The sequence below is a fragment of the Pseudomonas sp. GNP014 genome (assembly GCF_054344005.1).
Genome location: NZ_JBTGUS010000001.1, coordinates 1941467 through 1962065, shown reverse-complemented (window position 1 = coordinate 1962065; position 20599 = coordinate 1941467). Strand labels below are relative to the sequence as shown.

Below are 20599 nucleotides of genomic sequence, written 5' to 3'. Positions count from 1 at the left end.
CCTTACCTCACGATTGATCTTTCTGCCAGTACCGCCGCACATGGTCGAGCCGCTCCTGCGCGGTCAGCGCGCGCGGAAAGTCTGGCAGTTCCGCCCGGGGATGCTGCAAGCGTAGCCACAACCAGGCATCCAGCACCGTCCGTTCGCTGAAACCCAGGGCCAGACCTTGCTGAACATGGGAGGCCATGCACACGTAATCGGTTCCCATCGCTTGGCTCCAGCGCCAGATGTGCTGTTCCAGCAGGCACGTCTGCAACCGCTCGCGCTGACGATACGTGAGGCTTTGTTCGATCCCCAAGGGTTCGACCGGCCACTGTGGATTGCGCAATTGCTGCCAGCCTTGACTGCCGATCGCCCGATCGGGCCAGGTGCCGCCGAACCAGCGCAACCGGCGGATCGGCCCCAGCCAGCGACTCAGCTCGGCGGCATCGCAGGCGTCGAAGAAATAGCTCGCGGTCTGGCGGTTGTAATAGCCGAGCAAGGCCCGGTGATTGCGGCCGAACGAAACCGTCAGCATGCGCCGCAGGTGACTCAACAGCAGTTGCTCCGAGGCATCTGAGTCGAGCAGCAGCCCGCGCCAGGTAAACGGATCGTGGTGACACAACGCTGCCAACGCGCTTTGAGCCTGTAAGTCGACCAACACCGGGCCCACGTCGCTGACCGGTTGAAACTCGGTGCCCTCGAATAATTGCCAGCGGCGCACCGCGACGAAGCTCTGGCGCAATACCGCCAGGGCACGGGGCGCGTCGGGACCGTCGAGCAGCAACCACCGCGCAGGTGGCTCAAGCGCCGCGCCGCTCATGGTGCGCCGCTCTGGTCCAGCGAAGCGAGCAACCGACAGCTGCACACCGACGCCGGACAATGCTGGTAACTGCCACCACCGGGCACCAGACACAACAGCAACATCGGTTCCGCCGACTTCAGCCATTGCGCAAACCCGGCACTGGGCAGTTCGTCAGTAAAAACCGGCTCGTCTTCTTCGTTGTCGTCGGCAAGTGCCGGTTCCAGCAATACCCCGCTGATCACGGGCTGATCCGGGTCGCCCTCAAGAAAACTCACCACCACCTCGACACCTTCACGCAGGGTCGCCAGCGAGGTCGCGTTCAGCGACGGTGCGAGCGGCAGCCAGCAATGGCTCGCGGCGGCACCTTCGCCTTGATAGAGCCAGTCGAACTGCACCGCCACCGGTCGCGAATGATCCGGGCGCGGCTCGTCAACCGACACCACCCAGGCCCGTTGCAGACTGTGCATGGGCGGCCTGAGCCGGGCGGTAGCGGCAGGCGCCAGCATTTGCGCGACGCCCGCGATGCGATTGCTGTAGGGCGGTTCAGCGCCAGTATCGGCGCGATGTTCGATCCGGCTCAGCAGCCAGTGCCGGTTGCACTCGGCAAAGGGATGGCCGTGCAGCGACAGCCACTGCCCGCTGCGCAGGGCCGACAGATCCGATTGCCCCTCAGCCGTGCGCAACGCCGGGGCAGTCTCGCCGCCGGCTCGTGTGCCCGCCTGCAGTTGCCAGCGACGTACTGCCGGCGATTTGCCGAGGTGATCGAAGGACGCCGCGCCAGCTCCGGGCAATTGCCCGGGGTCATCGCCGAAGACCAGGCAATGCCCGTCACGCCCATGCTCGAAGTAGTAGTGGATGTGCGCCTGCGCGCACAGACGCTGGACAAATTGCAGATCAGACTCGCGGTACTGAGTGCAAAAGGCGCGTGGCGGATAGTCGCCATGCAGGTCAAACCGGCATTGTGCACCGACAATTCCATGCTCCTTGAGGACCTGCATCAAAATCTGCGGCACCGAACGGCCGCTGAAAATCCGCTGACTGAAACGCAGCGCCAGACAACTCAGCTTCGGCCCCAGCGAAACACGACATAACCGCACCCCCTCGCCGTGCTCGTACTGGACCACACGCAGCAACTGACCATTCAGGCCTGCGCGCAATGGGCCGAACTGCAGGAAGGCGCAGCGGTACAACAGACCGGCAAGGTCCAGGTGCGGGTCAGCGATCAACAGGTCGATGTCAAAGGCAAAGGGCTCGCTGATGCCCTCACTTCCGGTAAAGGCCAGAACTTCGAAGGGGTCGGACAGACCCGCTACATCGAGACGAAAGGACGGCTCGTTGACTGGATCGAACATAGGCGGATCTCTACAGGAGGGGCGGTCGGGGATTCTCGCCGAGAGCCATGGCCGAGTAGAGTGCCGAAGTTCAACTTAGGAAATGACCTACGCGAAAAGCAGACCAGATGACTTTGCTGGCTGAGGTAGCCAGGTTTTTCGCGCGGATTTGGAGAAATGTCCCACCGGATCATCTGAAGTTTCCGCTGTAAGCGGAAAAACTTCAGACAACCCGGTGAGCGGGCAACCTGGCCTCAGGAAGACAGGTAGGAGGAGCGGGTCAGGCCCAGACGCAAGGCATCGAGGAACTGCGTGCGTTCGCTGGCACTGATGCGGGCACTGGCGCACTTGTCGCGGTAGTGAGTCATCAGTTCTTCCGGCGACAAGTGCACGTAACGCAGCATGTCTTCGATGGTGTCGTGGGTTTCGATACCGGCGTGGTACACGCTGCCATCGGCGTTCTGATAGATGTTCACCGAATCGGTGTCACCGAACAGGTTGTGCATGTCGCCGAGGATTTCCTGATAGGCGCCGACCAGGAACACGCCCAGCAGGTAATCTTCACCTTCATTCAAACCGTGTACCGGCAGGCTGGTCTCGATGCTCTGCTCGTCGACGTACTGGTTGATCTTGCCGTCGGAGTCGCACGTCAGGTCCTGCAGGACCGCACGACGCAGCGGCTCTTCATCCAGACGATGCAGCGGGATGATCGGCAGGACCTGGTCGATCGCCCAGGTGTCCGGCAGGCTCTGGAACACCGAGAAGTTGCAGATGTACTTGTCGGCCAGCTTGTCATTGAGTTCGTCGAGCACCTGACGGTGCGAACGCTGACGCGCCTTCAGCGAGTTGTGCAGGCGGCGGCACACGGCGAAGTAGCATTGCTCGGCCAGGGCTTTTTCGGCCAGGGTCAGCTTGCCGTCGGCGTACTGCGACGCCACGTCGCTCATGTAGTGGGTGGCGCGCCAGTAGGTTTCGGTGACCATTTCAATGTCAGTCGGGCCGAGCAGGTCGACCAGCCACTGCACGGTTTCCGGCAGGTTTTCCTTGTTTTCGATCAGCGGGATTTCGTCGTTGTGTTTCTCGACGTCGGTCACCTGCACCACCAGCATCGCGTGGTGCGCGGTCAGCGAGCGGCCGCTTTCGGAGAAGATGTGCGGATGCGGCAGGCTCTGCGCGTCGCAGAATTCCTTGAGCATGCCGACCACGACACCGGCGTAGTCGTCCATGTCGTAGTTGATCGAACTGGCATTGCGCGAGTGGGTACCGTCGTAGTCGACCCCCAGACCGCCGCCGACGTCGATGTGATCGACCGGCAGGCCAAGGTTGCGCAACTCGCCGTAGTAACGGATCGCTTCCTTGAAACCGTGCTGGTAGTCAGCCAGGTTGGCGATCTGCGAGCCCATGTGGAAGTGCAACAGGCGAATGCCCTGATCCAGGCCAGCCGCGCGGAAACGCTCAACCACCGACAGCAGTTGTGCTGCAGACAGACCGAATTTGGATTTCTCGCCACCGGTGTCCGCCCACTTCGACGAGGCCAGCGACGACAGGCGCACGCGCAGGCCGACCTGTGGCTTGACCTTCAGCGAAGCGGCTTCTTCGATCACCAGGCCGACTTCGGATTCTTTCTCGATCACGATGAACACGTTGTGGCCGAGCTTCTGGCCCATCAGCGCCAGACGGATGAACTCGCGGTCCTTGTAACCGTTGCAGACGATGGTGCCGCCCTTCGGCGCCAGTGCCAGCACCGCCAGCAGCTCTGGCTTGGAGCCGGCTTCCAGACCGATGGAAACGTTCTGGGTGGCGATGATGTTCTCGATTACCGCTTCTTGCTGGTTGACCTTGATCGGGTACAGCGCGGTGTACTTGCTCTGGTACTCCAGGCGCTCGATGTTCGAGTCGAAGGCACCGGTCAACTGACGGACGCGGTCTTGCAGGATGTCGGGGAAACGAACCAGCAACGGCAAGGACAAACCGCTCTTGCGCAGTTGATCGACTTGTTCGAACAGGTCGATAGGCGAGCTGCTCGGGCCGTTCGGACGAACTTCGACGCGACCGGCGTCATTGATCGCGAAATACCCGGCCCCCCAATGGCGAATCCCGTAAACACTGCGGCTGTCCGCAACTGTCCATTGGCTGCCATCGTCTTTACGTGTGCGTCGTACGGACATCGAAGTCCCCTATAAAGAAGTCATAGTGCGTCGCCTGATCGCAGGCCGGCGCAGTCTAAAGAATGAAAATGACGATTCGTCAGCGCGGCGGTAGACCGCACTGACCGCGTGTAGTTTAGAAACCGGTATGAACAGGCTCTGTGAAAACCATGGAGACGACGCCGGCGCTGAACATTGCAGAACCGGATCAAGCCGCAGGTGGTTTTCACAGAGGCTGCTAGCCGCCGGACTTCTTCGCCTTGAAACCGTGCTTGATCAACTCGGCCAAGAGTAGCTCGACATGATCGCCCTGGATTTCGATGACCCCGTCCTTCAACGCCCCGCCGGTGCCACAACGTTTCTTCAACGTTGTCGCCAGCTCTTTGAGCGCGTCTTCGGCCAGTGGCACGCCGGTGATGGTGGTCACCGTCTTGCCGCCACGGCCCTTGCTCTCGCGACGCACGCGGGCAATGCCGTCCCCGGCCGGGATCACGGTTTGTTTGCAGATACAGGCGTCCACCGGCTTACTGCATTCCGGGCAATGACGACCTGCGTCGGTGGAAAATACCAGACCGCCCAGGGCGGCGAAGGATGCGGCTTTTTTGGCCACCGGCAATCCTCTTCGGAGGACAAAGACTGATCGCAACCTTGGGCAAGGTTATCGACCGCGAAGCCCCACTCAGGCAGGGGCAGCGCTACTGCATCGGTAAAACGCCAGATGTCGGAGCTGTCGAGTGAAACGAGGCTGCGATCTTTTGATTTCGACGCCAAAACAAAAAATCAAAAGATCGCAGCCTGCGGCAGCTCCTACAAAAAGCAATCGCGGTGCAGCTTGAAAAGGTCGCGCAGTGTAACGGCAAAATTCCCGATTGCTAAGTGCCAATCGGCGCCAATTTATGAGTTCTTTGCGACGTCGCTTTGCTGCGCTTTCAAATAGCGTCGCAAAGCCGCCAGAGAGTCCGGGCAGTAAGGTTTCTGCTCGATTTCGCGCATCACCTGTTCGACCGGAATGAAGCGTGCTTCCAGCACTTCTTCCGGCTGAAGCTTCAGCGGGCCATCCCACACGGCGGAAAATGCCGAACACCAGAGACGGTTGTCGGTGTCCTCGAAGAAGAAATGGTCATGGGCGGTGAGTTCAACCCCGCTCACGCCCAGCTCCTCTTCCAGCTCGCGGGCCGCCGATTCGGCGTAGGTTTCGTCCGCCTGCACCATGCCGCCCGCCGCCACGTCCCAGTAACCGGGATAGATGGCTTTGCTCAACGTGCGACGGTGCACGCAAAGGTCGCCAGCGGAATTGAACAACATGATGTAGGTGCCCCGGCCGATCAGCCCGCGCTGGCGCAAGTCGGCCCGCACCAGGGCGCCGAGCAGGTTGTCCTGTTCGTCGACCCAGGCGATCTGTTCGGCATCCGAGGCGGCGCGATGGGCCGCCTCTTTGGCGTTCTGACTCATGAATCAGCCCTGATTGAGCAATTGACGCAGGTCGATGACGGCAGCGTTGGCCCGGGAAATATAGTTGGCCATGACCAGCGAGTGGTTGGCCAGCACGCCGAAGCCGCTGCCATTGAGAATCATAGGACTCCAGACCGGTTCCTGCGAGGCTTCCAGCTCACGGATGATCTGGCGCACGCTGACCGTGGCGTTCTTCTTCGCCAAAACGTCGGCGAAGTCGACTTCGATCGCACGCAACAGGTGCGACAGGGCCCAGGCCTGACCGCGCGCCTCGTAGAACACGTTGTCGATCTGCATCCACGGAGTCTCGACGACCTCCTCGTCAACCTGCGGCACTTCACCGATGGCCGGGACTTCGGTTTTCAGCGCAGTGTTGAGTTTGACCCGGCCGACGCTGGCCGACAGGCGTTGCGACAGCGACCCCAGGCGGGTGCCGACATCGCCGAGCCAGTTGTTCAGGTTGTCGGCGCGGGCATAGAACAGCGCGTTTTTCTGGGTCGGATCGGACAGGCGAGCCTGATAGCGGCTCAGGGAATTGATACCTTCCTGATACTCCGACTCACTCGACGGCAGGATCCAGCTCTTGTTGTCGAAGTTGAAACGCGGCTCGGCCTTGGCCAGATCGGCATCTTCAGCCGACTGCGACTGCGAACGGGCAAAGTCTTTGCGCAGGGCACGGGTCAGGTCGCGCACCTGCACCAGCACGCCATATTCCCAGCTCGGCGTGTTGTCCATCCACAGGCCTGGCGGGAAGCGGTCGTTGGAAATGTAGCCGCCCGGCTTGTTCAGCAAGGTGCCGGCAACGGTCTTCAGGGTTTCGACGGTGGTGTAGCCGATCACCATCTGCTTGCCTTCTTTCTCGGCCGCTACCTGAGCATTTTGCGCCACAGGAAACAGTGCCGGCTCCTGACTCCAATACCAGCCCAGGCCAATGGTCACCAACAGATAAATGCCGACCAGAGTGGCCAGCGCACGGCTGAACAACAGCCCGCCGACGTAGCTGCGGGTGGCCGACTTGGGCTCGGCGGCACGTTCAGGCGCGCTGCCCGCGCGGTTTTTCCAGTCCAGCATGGCGATATCCTTTCAATTACTTGGGTTCAACAGTTCGACCACAACCATACAACAACGTGCCGGGGCCGGGCACCCGCGAGTATAGATAAGCCGCAAATTGCGTGAGCGGATGTCGCCTCTGTCAGATATAGGGGAATCCCTGAGGGCAGTTCCCCTACCCACACAGCTCAGGACACTGAAAACACCGGCAAGGCACATTCGTCGTGCGGCTGTGCGCCACCCGGAAACGCCGTCCGAATCGCCGCCAACCGCAGAGCAAGCGCCCTGCCGGCAGGGGCCTGAACGACGTGCAGGTCGAAAATAAAACCACTCGGTCAGAAACTGAATGGCGTCCCATTGCAGATTATTGACGTGCGACACTCGTCTAAGGGAAAAGAGGTGCTAGCATAGAGCCACCAGTCGATCTCAGCATGCAGCCTAACTAGTAGTCAGGATATGACCGAGCCAGAAGACCCCAGCCGTGAGCGTCTCAAGCACCACTTTGCCCAGCGGGTAATTCATCAGGCACGTCAGATTCTTGAGATATGGCAGCGCCTGCAACGCAGCGAATGGTCCACCGTCGACCTCGCCGAGCTGAGCGAGGCCAACCTGCGCCTGCTGCGTTTTGCCGAGCGTTTCGAGCAGCCTGAACATACCCAGCTCGCGCACCACATCAGCCAGTCGCTGGAAGCGGTGGATGCCAATCGCGGGCGCCTGAGCAGCGGCCTGATCACCGACCTCAATCGCCTGATGCAGCGTCTGTCGCGCACGGGCCTGCGCCACGGCGATCAACTCGACCAGACCTTTCTGCCGCCGCTGCGCAAACCGATCTACGTGATGCTGCAAGACCACGACCGCGCCGAGCGGCTGGCCAAGCAACTGGAGTTTTTCGGTCTGAGCGCGCAGGCGCTGGACAGTGTTGCGGCGTTTCGCTCTTCGATGGTCGAGCGTTTGCCAGCGGCGATTGTGATGGACGTGGACTTCAGCGGCGCCGGCGTCGGCCTGAAACTCGCCGCCGAAGCTCAGGTCGGTCTGGAGCAACCGCTGCCTTTATTGTTCTTCAGCCTGCACGAAACCGATACGCCGACCCGCCTTGCCGCCGTGCGCGCCGGTGGCCAGGAATTCCTCACTGGCACCCTCGAAGCGTCGAGCCTGCTGGAGAAGATCGAGGTGTTGACCTGCGTCGCCCAGTACGAACCTTATAAGGTGCTGATCATCGACGACTCACGCGCTCAGGCCTTGCACACCGAGCGCCTGCTCAATAGTGCCGGGATCGTCACGCGCACCCTGATCGAACCGATTCAGGCGATGGCCGAACTGGCGGATTTCCAGCCGGATCTGATCATCCTCGACATGTACATGCCGGCCTGCACCGGCACCGAGCTGGCCAAAGTGATTCGTCACAACGATCGCTATGTCAGCGTGCCGATCATTTACCTCTCGGCCGAAGACGATCTGGACAAGCAACTCGACGCCATGAGCGAGGGTGGCGACGACTTCCTGACCAAACCGATCAAGCCGCGACACCTGATCACCACCGTGCGCAACCGCGCCGCCCGCGCCCGCAATCTGAAAGCACGGATGGTCCGCGACAGCCTCACCGGCCTGTACAACCACACGCATATTCTGCAGTTGCTCGAAGACTGCTCGTTCCGCGCCCGCCGCGAGAACAAGCCTTTGAGCTTTGCCATGCTCGACATTGACCACTTCAAACGGGTCAACGACAGCCACGGCCACCCGATGGGCGACCGGGTGATCAAAAGCCTGGCACTGTTCCTCAAGCAGCGGTTACGCAAGACCGACTTCATTGGCCGTTACGGCGGCGAAGAGTTCGCCATCGTAATGCCCGACACCGACATCGAAGCTGCGCACAAAGTGCTCGACGAAATCCGCCAGCGTTTTGCCGAAATCCACTACCCGGCCCAGCCGCAGGATTTGTGGTGCACCTTCAGCGCCGGTGTGGTGGAGATGAGTGATGACTCCGACAGCCTGATGATGGCCAGCCAGGCCGACGAGGCGCTGTACCGCGCCAAGGATGGCGGACGCAATCGGGTGCAGACCGCGCGGGAGTCAAAGCAAAGTGCCACTTTTTCATCGGAATCCACTGATTCGGTCATAACCCTGTAACAGAAACGCAATAAATTCAGGCGCTTACCATTCTGCCGTTGGTAGCCGTCATGCGCCTGAAGTTGCTCACCAATCTCAATACTCTGCTGCTGGTCGCCGTGTGCGTGGCCCTGGGTGCCACGTTATGGTGGTCGCAAAAAGCCCTGGAACGCCCGTATCTGTTGATGGAGCGCTACCTGGGGCTGTCGCAGCAATTTCAGAATGACGTGGCGCGCAACGTCGAGGATTACCTGGCCAGCGGTGATGCCCTGCGCCTGAGCAGCGCCAGTCAGGCCATCGAAGGTTTGCAGAAAGAACTCGGCGAACTGCCGCCGGCGCTGGCCGACACCTTGCGCCCGAGCCTGTCGAGCCTGGAAGAATTCAGCAAAACCGACCTGCTCGCCGCCGGCAAACTGGCCGGTGATCCGCAGGCCCTGCTGTTGCAGGCCGAGCGCGAGTTGAGCGCCAGCCTCGACCAGCTCAACACTTATGCCAACGGCAACGCGACTTATCTGACACCCCTGCTGGCCGCGTCGCAGCACTTGGGCAAACTGTCACTGGCGCGGGACAAACTGGTCAGCAGCGGGCGCAGTGAGCTGGCCGCCGATGTCGAGCGTGAAGTCAGCAACATCCGCACCCAGGCCCAGGCCCTTGATGCCCTGCCCCTGCTGGGCGTGGTCGCCAAAAACGAATCCGGCAGCGATGACTTCGCCGCGATGATGGGTATCGAAAGCACAGAAAAAACCGTCGCCGAAGACGCCGGCGTCGGCCTCAAACGCGAACTCAACAGCCTGCTCGGCCGCTATCCGGCGGAGCTTGCGCGCACCCGCGAGCAGATCCAGAAGCGCACCGACCTGAGCACCGCGACCCACCTGAAAATCGCCGCCGTCCAACAAGCCATTGCCGGGCTGGAGCCAGTGGTACGTGCCCAGCACGGGCAGATCCAGAGCGAAGTGCGCCTGATGCAAGGCGTGATGATCGGCCTGATTCTGCTGATCGCGCTGTTGATCGACACGCTGCAGCGACGCCTTTCGCGCACCCTGACCAACCTCGCCCCGGCCCTGTCGACCTGGGCCGAAGGCGATTTCAGTCGCGACATTCGTCTGGGCAAGACCAACCGCGAACTGCACGACATCGAAGCGTCGCTCAATCGGCTGCGCGCCTATCTGGTGGACCTGGTCGGGACGATTCGCGGCAACGCCGAACAAGTCGCCGGCAGCAGCCGTACCCTCGCCGAACTGAGCAACGACTTGCACAGCGGCGCCGAGCATCAGGCCGGTGACACCGCGCTGATCCGCGACTCCCTCAGTGAGCTCGAAGCGACCATTCAACAAGTCGCTGGCGATGCACGCCAGGCTGCGGATGCCAGCCGCCATGCCGGGATTGCCGTCGAGCACGGCCAGACGGTTATCGGGCAAAGCCTGACCGGATTGCACGCGCTGGTAGGTGAAGTCCAGGGTAACGCGCAGATGATCGAACACCTGGCCGAAGAGTCGGCAACCATCGGCGGTGTGCTGACGGTGATCCGCTCGATTGCCGACCAGACCAACCTGCTGGCGCTGAACGCGGCGATTGAAGCGGCCCGTGCCGGGGAAATGGGTCGCGGGTTTGCCGTGGTGGCCGAGGAGGTCCGTTCGCTGGCGCAGCGTACCGCTGGGGCGACGGCGGAAATTCAAACGCTGATCGCCGGCCTGCAAACCGCCGCCCGACAATCGGTCGAAGGCATGCGCGCGCAGGTCGAACACGCCGAGGCCACGGCCAATCAGGCGCAAGCGGCGGATGGTGCGCTGGATAAAATCGTCGGGGCGATCCAGACCATTTCCGACACCGCGATCCGCATCGCCGATGTCACCGCCCAGCAGAGCGGCGCGGTCAGCGAGATTCGCGATCACAGCGAGCGGATTCATCAGTTGGGTGGGGATAATCTGGTGCGTATCGGCCGCGGGCGTGAGCAGGGTGAGAATCTGTTGGTGTTGGGTGGGCAATTGCATACGGCCGTACAGGCGTTTCGCGTCTGACAAATTGCCTTCGCGAGCAAGCTCGCTCCCACATTGGAATGCATACCCCTGTGGGAGCGAGCTTGCTCGCGAAGGTGTCAGTCCAGACACCACAAGTGACCGAATCAAATCACTTGGTCACATATTTCGCGCAAACATCGGCCATCGTGCTGGCTATTGCATAGAACTGGACAGTCATAAAGTCTTTGCGGCATAGTCGCCGGGTTCTGACGACTGCTCATTCATAACAAGGACAACGCAGATGGCAACCTTACTGGTCCTGCACGGCCCCAACCTGAACCTGCTCGGCACCCGCGAACCCGGCACCTACGGTTCCACGACGCTGGCGCAGATCAATCAGGATCTGGAACGCCGCGCCCGTGAAGCCGGCCATCATCTGCAGTATCTGCAAAGCAATGCCGAGTACGAATTGATCGACCGCATCCACGCCGCACGCGGCGAAGGCGTCGATTTCATTCTGATCAATCCAGCAGCTTTTACACATACAAGTGTTGCATTACGTGACGCGCTGCTGGGAGTGAGCATCCCATTCATCGAAGTGCATTTGTCCAACGTGCACAAACGCGAACCTTTCCGCCATCACTCTTACTTCTCCGATGTAGCGGTGGGAGTGATCTGCGGCCTTGGCGCCAGCGGTTACCGACTGGCCCTGGAGGCTGCGCTAGAACAGCTTGAAACACAGGCAACGGCTTGAACTACAAGCGTTAAACGCCCCTGACCGACCCTTGGGAGTTGATGATTCATGGATATCCGTAAAGTTAAGAAATTGATCGAATTGCTGGAAGAGTCCGGCATCGACGAGCTCGAGATCAAGGAAGGCGAAGAGTCCGTACGCATCAGCCGTCACAGCAAGACCCCGGCTCAGCAGTACTACGCGCCGGCTCCGATGCAAGCACCGGCCGCTGCACCTGCCGCCGCTGCTGCTCCGGTTGCTGCCGCAGCCCCGGCTGCCGCTGCTGCGCCAGCGCTGAACGGCACTGTTGCCCGTTCGCCGATGGTCGGCACCTTCTATCGCAAATCTTCGCCAACCTCGCCGTCCTTCGTTGAAGTCGGCCAGACCGTGAAGAAAGGCGACACCCTGTGCATCGTCGAAGCCATGAAGATGATGAACCACATCGAAGCTGAAACCAGCGGTGTGATCGAATCCATCCTCGTCGAAGACGGCCAGCCGGTTGAGTACGACCAACCGCTGTTCACCATCGTTTGAACTGCGGAGAGCCTTTGATGACTGCGAAGTTGGAAAAAGTTCTGATCGCTAACCGCGGTGAGATCGCCCTGCGGATTCTGCGTGCCTGCAAAGAGATGGGCATCAAGACCGTCGCCGTTTACTCCAAGGCCGACAAAGAGCTGATGCACCTGGGCCTGGCAGACGAATCCGTCTGCATCGGCCCGGCGTCTGCCGCTCAGTCCTACCTGCACATCCCGGCCATCATCGCTGCTGCTGAAGTGACTGGCGCTACCGCCATTCACCCAGGCTACGGTTTCCTCGCGGAAAACGCCGATTTTGCCGAGCAAGTCGAGAACTCCGGCTTCGCCTTCATCGGCCCGAAAGCCGACACCATTCGCCTGATGGGCGACAAGGTATCGGCCAAGCACGCGATGATCGAAGCTGGCGTACCGACCGTTCCAGGTTCCGACGGCCCGCTGCCGGAAGACGAAGAAACGGCATTGCGCATCGGTCGTGAAGTCGGCTACCCGGTGATCATCAAGGCCGCTGGCGGCGGCGGTGGTCGCGGCATGCGCGTGGTGTACAAGGAAGAAGACCTGATCGCCTCGGCGAAACTGACCCGCTCCGAAGCTGGCGCGGCGTTCGGCAACCCAATGGTCTATCTGGAAAAATTCCTCACCAATCCACGTCACGTCGAAGTGCAGGTACTGTCCGACGGCCAGGGCCACGCCATCCATCTGGGCGACCGTGACTGCTCGCTGCAGCGTCGTCACCAGAAGGTTCTCGAAGAAGCGCCGGCACCGGGCATCGACGAGCAGGCGCGCCAGGAAGTACTGGCTCGTTGCGTCAAGGCGTGCATCGACATCGGTTACCGTGGCGCCGGCACCTTCGAGTTCCTCTACGAGAACGGTCGTTTCTACTTCATCGAAATGAACACCCGTGTTCAGGTGGAGCACCCGGTTTCGGAGATGGTCACCGGAATCGACATCGTCAAGGAGATGCTCAGCATCGCCGCTGGCAACAAGCTGTCGTTCACCCAGGATGACGTGGTTATCCGCGGTCACTCGCTGGAGTGCCGGATCAACGCTGAAGACCCGAAAACCTTCATGCCGAGCCCGGGCACGGTCAAGCATTTCCACGCCCCGGGTGGCAACGGCGTTCGCGTCGATTCGCACCTGTACAGTGGCTATGCCGTTCCGCCGAACTACGACTCGCTGATCGGCAAGCTGATCACTTACGGCGCCACCCGCGACGAAGCCATGGCACGCATGCGCAATGCCCTGGACGAAATCGTGGTTGACGGGATCAAGACCAACATCCCGCTGCACCGCGATCTGACCCGCGACGAAGGCTTCTGCAAAGGGGGCGTGAACATTCACTACCTCGAGCACAAGCTGGCTGGCGAGAAGCACTAAGCTTCAGCCCGCACCAGACAAAGCCGCCTTCGGGCGGCTTTGTTGTTTCTGCAGATTACATACCCCCCTGCAGGCTCACGCCGACAAGGGAATGGCGTTTCAAGTCTCTCCCACAAACGGCGCGCGCTCGCGTAAACTTGCGCGCTTCTCGCTGGCCGCTAGGCTGCAATCAATATTTTTTCAAAGGTGCCCGCCATGCCTTGGCTGCAAGTACGCCTCGCCATCAGCCCGGAACAAGCCGAAACCTACGAAGACGCTTTCCTTGAAGTGGGCGCCGTGTCGGTGACCTTCATGGACGCCGAAGATCAGCCGATCTTCGAGCCGGAACTCAACACCACCCCGCTGTGGGCGCACACGCACCTGCTGGCGCTGTTCGAAGGCGGCACCGAGCCTGAACCGGTACTGGCGCACCTGGAACTGCTGACCGGCAGCCCGCTGCCCGAGCACCACAGCGAAGTCATCGAAGACCAGGACTGGGAACGCAGCTGGATGGACGGTTTCCAGCCGATGCGTTTCGGCCAGCGCCTGTGGATCGTGCCGAGCTGGCACGCGGCGCCGGAACCTGACGCGGTCAATCTGCTATTGGACCCGGGCCTGGCGTTCGGCACGGGCACACACCCGACCACCGCGCTGTGCCTGGAATGGCTCGACGGCCAGGACCTGAAAGACTGCAACGTGCTCGACTTCGGTTGCGGTTCGGGAATTCTGGCGATTGCCGCCCTGCTGCTCGGCGCCAAAGAAGCCGTCGGCACCGACATCGACGTACAGGCGCTGGAAGCCTCGCGCGACAACGCCGGGCGCAACAATATTGCCGACGAACTGTTCCCGCTGTACCTGCCGCAAGACCTGCCGCAGGTCAAAGCCGATGTGCTGGTCGCCAACATTCTCGCCGGCCCGCTGGTTTCGCTGGCGCCGCAGCTGTCCGGGCTGGTCAAGTCCGGTGGACGTCTGGCGCTGTCGGGCATCCTCGCCGAACAAGGTGATGAAGTGGCCGCCGCTTATGCACAGGACTTCGATCTCGACCCGATCGCCAATCGCGATGGCTGGGTGCGCATCACCGGCCGTCGGCGCTAATATGTCCGCCTGCATAATCCGGATCGCCGCATGACCGACAGTTTCGTCACCCAGTGCCCGCATTGCCAAACCAGCTTCCGTGTCAGCCATGCTCAATTGAGCGTGGCCCGCGGGGTGGTTCGCTGCGGCTCCTGCCTGCAAGTGTTCAACGCCGCCAAACAGCTGCTTGAGCAACACGCCGGCAAGGACGCGGTGACACCGGTCGCGCCACCCTTGGGCGAACCGGCGCCGAGCCCGGCACCAACGCCTGCGGCAGAACCTCCGTCCGTCGCCGAAACACCCGCACCACGCGCCATCAGCCAAAAGCAATGGAGCGCCTCGGACCTGGACCTCGACAGCCTCGATCTGGACGAAGAACTCGCCCGCCTCGAGCAACGTGAAATCCAGCCGACCACGGAATTCGGTCGCCCACGGGAAGACGCCTTGAGCGCCCGCCGTGACAACCACGAAACCGATGAACCGGTATGGCGCGACAGCCTGCTCAGCGCTCGCGACGACGAGCATTTGCCCGAACATGAGCCCGAGCTCGCTGCCGAACCCGAGATTGTCGAGCCAGAACCACTCAAGCCTGCGCGCACCGAACCTTCGCTGTCGCTGGAACCGGTGGACCTGGACGACGAACCGGCGATCCCGCAACTGCGCCTGCACGATCCGATTGATCCACATGCCCGCCGCGAACGTTTGTCCGCCAGCGACGACAGCGATGAGGACGATCTGCCAGCGGTCGAGCCTTTGCGCAAACAGCGTGAACGCGCCGAACCGGGCGTGCGCGCTGAAGTCCTGCAGGACCTGACCGACGATCCGCTACAACTGGACTGGCAAAAGCGCCGCTCGCCCTGGGGCCGACGCCTGCTCTGGCTGCTGTTGGTGCTGCTGGCGGCCGGCGGCCTTGCCGGCCAATACATTGCCTATCATTTCGATGAGCTGGCGCGGCAGGATCAGTACCGCCCCTGGTTTCAGCAGGTCTGCCCGCAGATTGGCTGCACGGTGCCATCCAAAGTCGACATCGCCAGAATCAAGAGCAGCAACCTGGTGGTGCGCAGCCACCCGGAGTTCAGCGGCGCACTGGTGGTCGATGCGATCATCTATAACCGGGCGACGTTCTCCCAGCCGTTTCCGCTGCTGGAGCTGCGCTTTGCCGACCTCAATGGCCATCTGATAGCCAGTCGTCGCTTCAAACCCGGCGAATACCTCAGTGGCGATCTCGAAGGGCTGGCGGAAATGCCACCACAAACACCGATCCACATCGCGCTGGATATTCTCGACCCAGGCCCGAAAGCGGTGAATTACAGCCTGAGTTTTCACTCCCCGGAGTGAACCGCTTCACCGCTTCTGCATTGACGACGGTTTTCTGACTGCGCCGCGGCCAACCAAACCGCTGGCGATAACAGAATAACTGTTCAGATTTTGTTCAATTCAGCCTTTATCCAGTCATCGAGAGCGGGTATCATGCCAACCCTTTTTCGAACTCTCATGATCCGGCCCCACTTCAGGGAAGTCCTATGTCGGCGGTACGCATCGGCCCATACACATTGCAGAACGGCTTGATTCTCGCCCCGATGGCGGGGGTCACCGACCAGCCCTTTCGTCAGCTGTGCAAGCGTTTGGGCGCAGGGCTTGTAGTCTCGGAAATGGTCACCAGTGACATGAGCCTGTGGAACACCCGCAAGTCGCGCATGCGCATGATCCACGAAGGCGATCCCGAGCCACGCTCGGTACAGATTGCCGGTGGCGACGCGCAGATGCTGGCGGAGGCGGCCCGGGCCAACGTCGAACTGGGCGCACAGATTATTGATATCAACATGGGTTGCCCGGCAAAGAAGGTCTGCAACAAGGCCGCCGGCTCCGCGTTACTGAAAGATGAAGCACTGGTGACCGAGATCCTGCAGGCCGTGGTGGCTGCAGTCGATGTGCCGGTCACCCTGAAGATCCGCACCGGATGGGATCGCGACAACAAGAACGGCTTGACCGTGGCGAAGATCGCCGAGCAGGCCGGGATCACCGCGCTGGCAGTGCATGGCCGCACTCGCGCCGATCTGTATACCGGTGAAGCCGAGTACGACACGATTGCCGCGATCAAGCAGGCCGTGTCGATTCCGGTGTTTGCCAATGGCGACATCGTTTCGCCGGAAAAGGCCCGTTACGTGCTCGACGCGACCGGTGCCGATGGCCTGTTGATAGGCCGTGCCGCCCAGGGGCGGCCATGGATTTTTCGTGAGATCGACCACTTCCTGCGTACCGGTGAGAAATTGCCGGCACCGGAGCTGATCGAAGTGGAACGCATCCTGCTGGAGCATCTGGCCGCACTTCACGCCTTCTATGGGGATGTGATGGGCGTCCGTATTGCCCGCAAGCATGTGGGCTGGTATCTCGCAACCTTGCCGGGCGCCAAGGAGTTTCGCGCCCACTTCAATCGTTTGGATGGTACGGAAACACAATGCGCCAACGTTCGGGAGTTTTTCGCCGAGCGTTACAAGAGCCTGACAGGGGACGAAGAAGGGGTGGCCGCATGACGATGATGACCGAGACTTTAGTGAGTGGAACAACACCCGTGAGCGACAACGTGAATTTGAAACAGCACCTCAATACCCCGAGCGAAGAAGGCCAGACCCTTCGCGGGAGTGTCGAGAAGGCGCTGCACAATTATTTCGCCCACCTTGAGGGCGCGTCCGTCACGGATGTGTACAACCTGGTGCTCTCCGAAGTCGAGGCCCCCCTGCTCGAAAGCGTGATGAACTACGTCAAGGGCAACCAGACCAAGGCCAGTGAGCTGCTCGGACTCAACCGCGGCACGCTGCGCAAGAAACTCAAGCAGTACGATCTGCTGTAAGCATTCAATCAAACCAGAAAGGCGCCCGCGTAAAACCGGTCGCCTTTTTTGCTGACTTCCTTTGCTTTTGATGGAAATTGAGATGACCGACCAGACTACCCGCCTGCCGATCCGCCGCGCCTTGATCAGCGTTTCCGACAAGACCGGGATCCTCGAATTCGCCAGGGAGCTCGAAGCTCTGGGCGTCGAGATCCTCTCCACCGGCGGGACGTTCAAGCTGCTGCGCGACAACGGCGTTGCCGCAGTGGAAGTCGCGGATTACACCGGTTTCGCAGAGATGATGGACGGTCGGGTGAAAACCCTGCACCCGAAAATCCATGGCGGGATCCTCGGTCGTCGCGGGATCGACGACGCGATCATGAACGAGCACGGTATCAAGCCGATCGACCTGGTTGCCGTTAACCTCTACCCGTTCGAAGCCACCATCAACAAACCAGGCTGCGACTTGCCGACCGCGATCGAGAACATCGACATCGGCGGCCCGACCATGGTTCGTTCGGCAGCGAAAAACCATAAAGACGTGGCGATCGTGGTGAATGCCAGCGATTACGCCAATGTTCTGCAAAACCTCAAGGCCGGCGGCCTGACCTACGCGCAGCGTTTCGACCTGATGCTCAAGGCATTCGAACACACCGCCGCCTACGACGGCATGATCGCCAACTACATGGGCACCGTGAATCAGGCTGCCGACGTGCTGAGCACCGAAGGTCGCAGCGAATTCCCGCGCACCTTCAACAGCCAGTTCATCAAGGCTCAGGAAATGCGCTACGGCGAGAACCCGCACCAGAGCGCGGCGTTCTACGTGGAAGCCAAACCTGCCGAAGTCGGCATTGCCACCGCGACCCAACTGCAGGGCAAAGAGCTGTCGTACAACAACGTGGCCGACACCGACGCCGCGCTGGAATGCGTGAAGAGCTTCGTCAAACCGGCCTGCGTGATCGTCAAGCACGCCAACCCGTGCGGCGTGGCCGTGAGCCCGGACGCCGAGGGCGGCATCCGTCAGGCCTACGAACTGGCCTACGCCACCGACACCGAATCAGCCTTCGGCGGCATCATCGCCTTCAACCGTGAGCTGGATGCCGAGACCGCCAAGGCCATCGTCGAGCGTCAGTTCGTGGAAGTGATCATCGCCCCAAGCGTGAGCGAAGAAGCCCGCGCCATCGTCGCGGCCAAAGCCAACGTGCGCCTGCTGGCCTGCGGCGAGTGGTCGGCTGACCGCGCTCCGGCGTGGGACTACAAGCGCGTCAACGGTGGCCTGCTGGTACAGAGCCGCGACATCGGCATGATCGGCGCCGATGACCTGAAGGTCGTGACCAAGCGCGCCCCGACCGAACAGGAAATCAACGACCTGATCTTCGCCTGGAAAGTGGCCAAGTACGTTAAATCCAACGCCATCGTCTACGCCAAGAACCGTCAGACCATCGGCGTCGGCGCCGGCCAGATGAGCCGCGTCAACTCGGCACGTATCGCCGCGATCAAGGCTGAACACGCCGGTCTGCAAGTGGCTGGTTCGGTGATGGCATCGGACGCGTTCTTCCCGTTCCGCGACGGTCTGGACAACGCGGCCAAGGTCGGTATCACGGCGGTGATCCAGCCGGGCGGCTCGATGCGTGATGCTGAAGTGATTGCTGCGGCCGACGAAGCCGGCATCGCCATGGTTTTCACCGGCATGCGCCACTTCCGTCACTGAGTTGCGGCAGCTACAAGCCTCAAGCTGCAAGCTGCAAGAAAAAGCGGACACTCGTCGTTCTTCTTGCAACTGGCAGCCACACTAATTCAAAGCCACAAGTTGCATCTGAGAAGCCCCATGGGCTTTCACTTGCAGCTTGTAGCTTGCAGCTTCTCCGAAGGAGTCTTTCTTTGAACATTTTGATCATTGGCAGCGGTGGCCGTGAACACGCCCTGGCCTGGAAAGTGGCTCAGGATCCGCGTGTGCAGAAGGTTTTTGTCGCGCCGGGCAACGCCGGTACCGCGATTGAAGCCAAGTGCGAAAACGTCGCCATCGACGTACTGGCCCTTGAGCAACTGGCCGACTTCGCCGAGAAAAACGTTTCCCTGACCATCGTTGGTCCGGAAGTGCCACTGGTGGCGGGTGTGGTTGATCTGTTCCGCTCCCGTGGCCTGGACTGCTTCGGTCCGACCGCCGGCGCTGCACAGCTGGAAGGTTCGAAAGCCTTCACCAAGGACTTCCTCGCCCGTCACAAGATCCCGACGGCCGACTACCAGAACTTCACCGAGATCGAGCCGGCCCTGGCCTATCTGCGTGAGAAAGGCGCACCGATCGTGATCAAGGCCGATGGCCTGGCCGCCGGTAAAGGCGTGATCGTTGCCATGACCCTGGCCGAAGCCGAAGACGCCGTGCGTGACATGCTCGCCGGCAACGCGTTCGGCGACGCCGGTTCGCGCGTAGTCATCGAAGAATTCCTCGACGGCGAAGAAGCCTCGTTCATCGTCATGGTCGACGGCAAGAACGTCCTGCCGATGGCCACCAGCCAGGACCACAAACGTGTCGGCGACGGCGACAGCGGCCCGAACACCGGCGGCATGGGTGCCTACTCCCCTGCCCCGGTGGTCACCGCTGACGTGCACCAGCGCGTGATGGATCTGGTGATCTGGCCGACCGTGCGCGGCATGGCGGAGGAAGGCAACGTCTACACCGGTTTCCTGTATGCCGGTCTGATGATCGACAAGGCCGGCAATCCGAAGGTCATCGAGTTCAACTGCCGCTTCGGCGATCCGGAAACCCAACCGGTGATGCTGCGTCTGCAGTCGAGCCTGGTGCTGCTGGTCGAAGCCGCTCTGGCGCAAGCGCTGGACAAGGTTGAAGCACAGTGGGACCCACGTCCGAGCGTCGGCATCGTTCTGGCCGCTGGCGGCTACCCGGGCGACTACGCCAAGGGCGCAGCGATCAACGGTCTGGACACCGCCGCCAGCCTGGAAGGCAAAGTCTTCCATGCCGGCACCGCGCTGAAAGACGGCAACGTGGTAACCGCCGGCGGTCGCGTACTCTGCGCCACCGCCATGGGCGCCAGCGTGAGCGACGCCCAGCAGCAGGCCTACAAACTGGCGGCGGCGATCGACTGGGAAGGTTGCTTCTACCGCAAGGACATTGGCTACCGCGCCATTGCCCGTGAACGTGGCGAAACCCAGGAATAAGCTGCACATCACGCCCGGCGGGGAATGCCGTTCCTTGCCGGGCTGTTCCGCCGTCGCGCATCGTTATA

At 61.3% G+C, this 20599-nt stretch carries 17 protein-coding genes; 11 read left to right on the top strand and 6 right to left on the bottom strand.

Annotation, left to right across the window (positions count from 1 at the left end):
• Nucleotides 1-7: 7 nt before the first annotated feature.
• From ACXX9E_RS08750 to ACXX9E_RS08725, 6 genes are all read right to left on the bottom strand, one after another.
• Complete coding sequence (locus ACXX9E_RS08750; protein WP_123471056.1) at nucleotides 8-802, bottom strand: DUF4123 domain-containing protein; 795 nt, start codon at nucleotides 800-802, stop codon at nucleotides 8-10.
• Nucleotides 799-2136, bottom strand: a complete 1338-nt coding sequence (locus ACXX9E_RS08745; protein WP_458555297.1) for a type VI secretion system Vgr family protein — start codon at nucleotides 2134-2136, stop codon at nucleotides 799-801. Before ACXX9E_RS08745 ends, ACXX9E_RS08750 begins: the two co-directional genes overlap by 4 nt.
• 233 nt (nucleotides 2137-2369) lie before the next feature.
• Nucleotides 2370-4283: an arginine decarboxylase gene (gene speA / locus ACXX9E_RS08740; RefSeq protein ID WP_003221289.1), complete on the bottom strand. Its 1914-nt coding sequence runs from the start codon at nucleotides 4281-4283 to the stop codon at nucleotides 2370-2372.
• Between the two features lie 217 nt (nucleotides 4284-4500).
• A complete protein-coding gene (locus ACXX9E_RS08735; RefSeq protein WP_041068080.1) occupies nucleotides 4501-4872 on the bottom strand; it encodes a translation initiation factor Sui1 in 372 nt (123 codons plus the stop codon).
• Between the two features lie 284 nt (nucleotides 4873-5156).
• Nucleotides 5157-5714, bottom strand: a complete 558-nt coding sequence (locus ACXX9E_RS08730; RefSeq protein WP_186747456.1) for an NUDIX hydrolase — start codon at nucleotides 5712-5714, stop codon at nucleotides 5157-5159.
• Nucleotides 5715-5717: 3 nt separating this feature from the next.
• The gene (locus ACXX9E_RS08725; protein WP_123471051.1) at nucleotides 5718-6785 is read right to left on the bottom strand and encodes a DUF2333 family protein; all 1068 of its coding nucleotides are present in this window, start codon (nucleotides 6783-6785) and stop codon (nucleotides 5718-5720) included.
• 435 nt (nucleotides 6786-7220) lie between these two features.
• On the opposite strand from ACXX9E_RS08725, the gene gcbA reads away from it, so the two are divergent.
• The 11 genes from gcbA (at nucleotide 7221) to purD (ending at nucleotide 20531) form a co-directional block, all read left to right on the top strand.
• Nucleotides 7221-8891, top strand: coding sequence for a diguanylate cyclase GcbA (gcbA, locus tag ACXX9E_RS08720; RefSeq protein WP_123471050.1), 1671 nt, complete (start codon nucleotides 7221-7223; stop codon nucleotides 8889-8891).
• 50 nt (nucleotides 8892-8941) lie between these two features.
• Complete coding sequence (locus ACXX9E_RS08715) at nucleotides 8942-10888, top strand: methyl-accepting chemotaxis protein (RefSeq protein ID WP_458555296.1); 1947 nt, start codon at nucleotides 8942-8944, stop codon at nucleotides 10886-10888.
• A gap of 241 nt (nucleotides 10889-11129) precedes the next feature.
• Nucleotides 11130-11582 (top strand): type II 3-dehydroquinate dehydratase, encoded by a 453-nt coding sequence (gene aroQ / locus ACXX9E_RS08710; protein ID WP_123471047.1) that lies wholly within the window; start codon nucleotides 11130-11132, stop codon nucleotides 11580-11582.
• A gap of 48 nt (nucleotides 11583-11630) precedes the next feature.
• The gene (gene accB, locus ACXX9E_RS08705) at nucleotides 11631-12095 is read left to right on the top strand and encodes an acetyl-CoA carboxylase biotin carboxyl carrier protein (RefSeq protein ID WP_103306135.1); all 465 of its coding nucleotides are present in this window, start codon (nucleotides 11631-11633) and stop codon (nucleotides 12093-12095) included.
• Between the two features lie 17 nt (nucleotides 12096-12112).
• Nucleotides 12113-13471, top strand: coding sequence for an acetyl-CoA carboxylase biotin carboxylase subunit (gene accC, locus ACXX9E_RS08700; RefSeq protein ID WP_458555295.1), 1359 nt, complete (start codon nucleotides 12113-12115; stop codon nucleotides 13469-13471).
• Nucleotides 13472-13666: 195 nt separating this feature from the next.
• Complete coding sequence (gene prmA, locus ACXX9E_RS08695) at nucleotides 13667-14545, top strand: 50S ribosomal protein L11 methyltransferase (protein WP_123471045.1); 879 nt, start codon at nucleotides 13667-13669, stop codon at nucleotides 14543-14545.
• Between the two features lie 30 nt (nucleotides 14546-14575).
• Nucleotides 14576-15862, top strand: a complete 1287-nt coding sequence (locus ACXX9E_RS08690; RefSeq protein WP_458555294.1) for a DUF3426 domain-containing protein — start codon at nucleotides 14576-14578, stop codon at nucleotides 15860-15862.
• Nucleotides 15863-16047: 185 nt separating this feature from the next.
• Nucleotides 16048-17058, top strand: coding sequence for a tRNA dihydrouridine synthase DusB (dusB, locus tag ACXX9E_RS08685; protein ID WP_123471041.1), 1011 nt, complete (start codon nucleotides 16048-16050; stop codon nucleotides 17056-17058).
• Nucleotides 17055-17375, top strand: a complete 321-nt coding sequence (gene fis, locus ACXX9E_RS08680; protein WP_002555375.1) for a DNA-binding transcriptional regulator Fis — start codon at nucleotides 17055-17057, stop codon at nucleotides 17373-17375. Before dusB ends, fis begins: the two co-directional genes overlap by 4 nt.
• An 82-nt stretch (nucleotides 17376-17457) precedes the next feature.
• The gene (gene purH / locus ACXX9E_RS08675) at nucleotides 17458-19065 is read left to right on the top strand and encodes a bifunctional phosphoribosylaminoimidazolecarboxamide formyltransferase/IMP cyclohydrolase (protein ID WP_123471039.1); all 1608 of its coding nucleotides are present in this window, start codon (nucleotides 17458-17460) and stop codon (nucleotides 19063-19065) included.
• 170 nt (nucleotides 19066-19235) lie between these two features.
• Nucleotides 19236-20531, top strand: coding sequence for a phosphoribosylamine--glycine ligase (gene purD / locus ACXX9E_RS08670; protein WP_186747464.1), 1296 nt, complete (start codon nucleotides 19236-19238; stop codon nucleotides 20529-20531).
• Nucleotides 20532-20599: the final 68 nt, after the last annotated feature.

Bases quoted from the DNA above. Each gene is read 5' to 3' on its own strand.
- ACXX9E_RS08750 (WP_123471056.1), bottom strand. From the start codon at position 802: ATGAGCGGCGCGGCGCTTGAGCCACCTGCGCGGTGGTTGCTGCTCGAC.
- ACXX9E_RS08745 (WP_458555297.1), bottom strand. From the start codon at position 2,136: ATGTTCGATCCAGTCAACGAGCCGTCCTTTCGTCTCGATGTAGCGGGT.
- speA (WP_003221289.1), bottom strand. From the start codon at position 4,283: ATGTCCGTACGACGCACACGTAAAGACGATGGCAGCCAATGGACAGTT.
- ACXX9E_RS08730 (WP_186747456.1), bottom strand. From the start codon at position 5,714: ATGAGTCAGAACGCCAAAGAGGCGGCCCATCGCGCCGCCTCGGATGCC.
- ACXX9E_RS08725 (WP_123471051.1), bottom strand. From the start codon at position 6,785: ATGCTGGACTGGAAAAACCGCGCGGGCAGCGCGCCTGAACGTGCCGCC.
- gcbA (WP_123471050.1), top strand. From the start codon at position 7,221: ATGACCGAGCCAGAAGACCCCAGCCGTGAGCGTCTCAAGCACCACTTT.
- ACXX9E_RS08715 (WP_458555296.1), top strand. From the start codon at position 8,942: ATGCGCCTGAAGTTGCTCACCAATCTCAATACTCTGCTGCTGGTCGCC.
- aroQ (WP_123471047.1), top strand. From the start codon at position 11,130: ATGGCAACCTTACTGGTCCTGCACGGCCCCAACCTGAACCTGCTCGGC.
- accB (WP_103306135.1), top strand. From the start codon at position 11,631: ATGGATATCCGTAAAGTTAAGAAATTGATCGAATTGCTGGAAGAGTCC.
- accC (WP_458555295.1), top strand. From the start codon at position 12,113: ATGACTGCGAAGTTGGAAAAAGTTCTGATCGCTAACCGCGGTGAGATC.
- prmA (WP_123471045.1), top strand. From the start codon at position 13,667: ATGCCTTGGCTGCAAGTACGCCTCGCCATCAGCCCGGAACAAGCCGAA.
- ACXX9E_RS08690 (WP_458555294.1), top strand. From the start codon at position 14,576: ATGACCGACAGTTTCGTCACCCAGTGCCCGCATTGCCAAACCAGCTTC.
- dusB (WP_123471041.1), top strand. From the start codon at position 16,048: ATGTCGGCGGTACGCATCGGCCCATACACATTGCAGAACGGCTTGATT.
- fis (WP_002555375.1), top strand. From the start codon at position 17,055: ATGACGATGATGACCGAGACTTTAGTGAGTGGAACAACACCCGTGAGC.
- purH (WP_123471039.1), top strand. From the start codon at position 17,458: ATGACCGACCAGACTACCCGCCTGCCGATCCGCCGCGCCTTGATCAGC.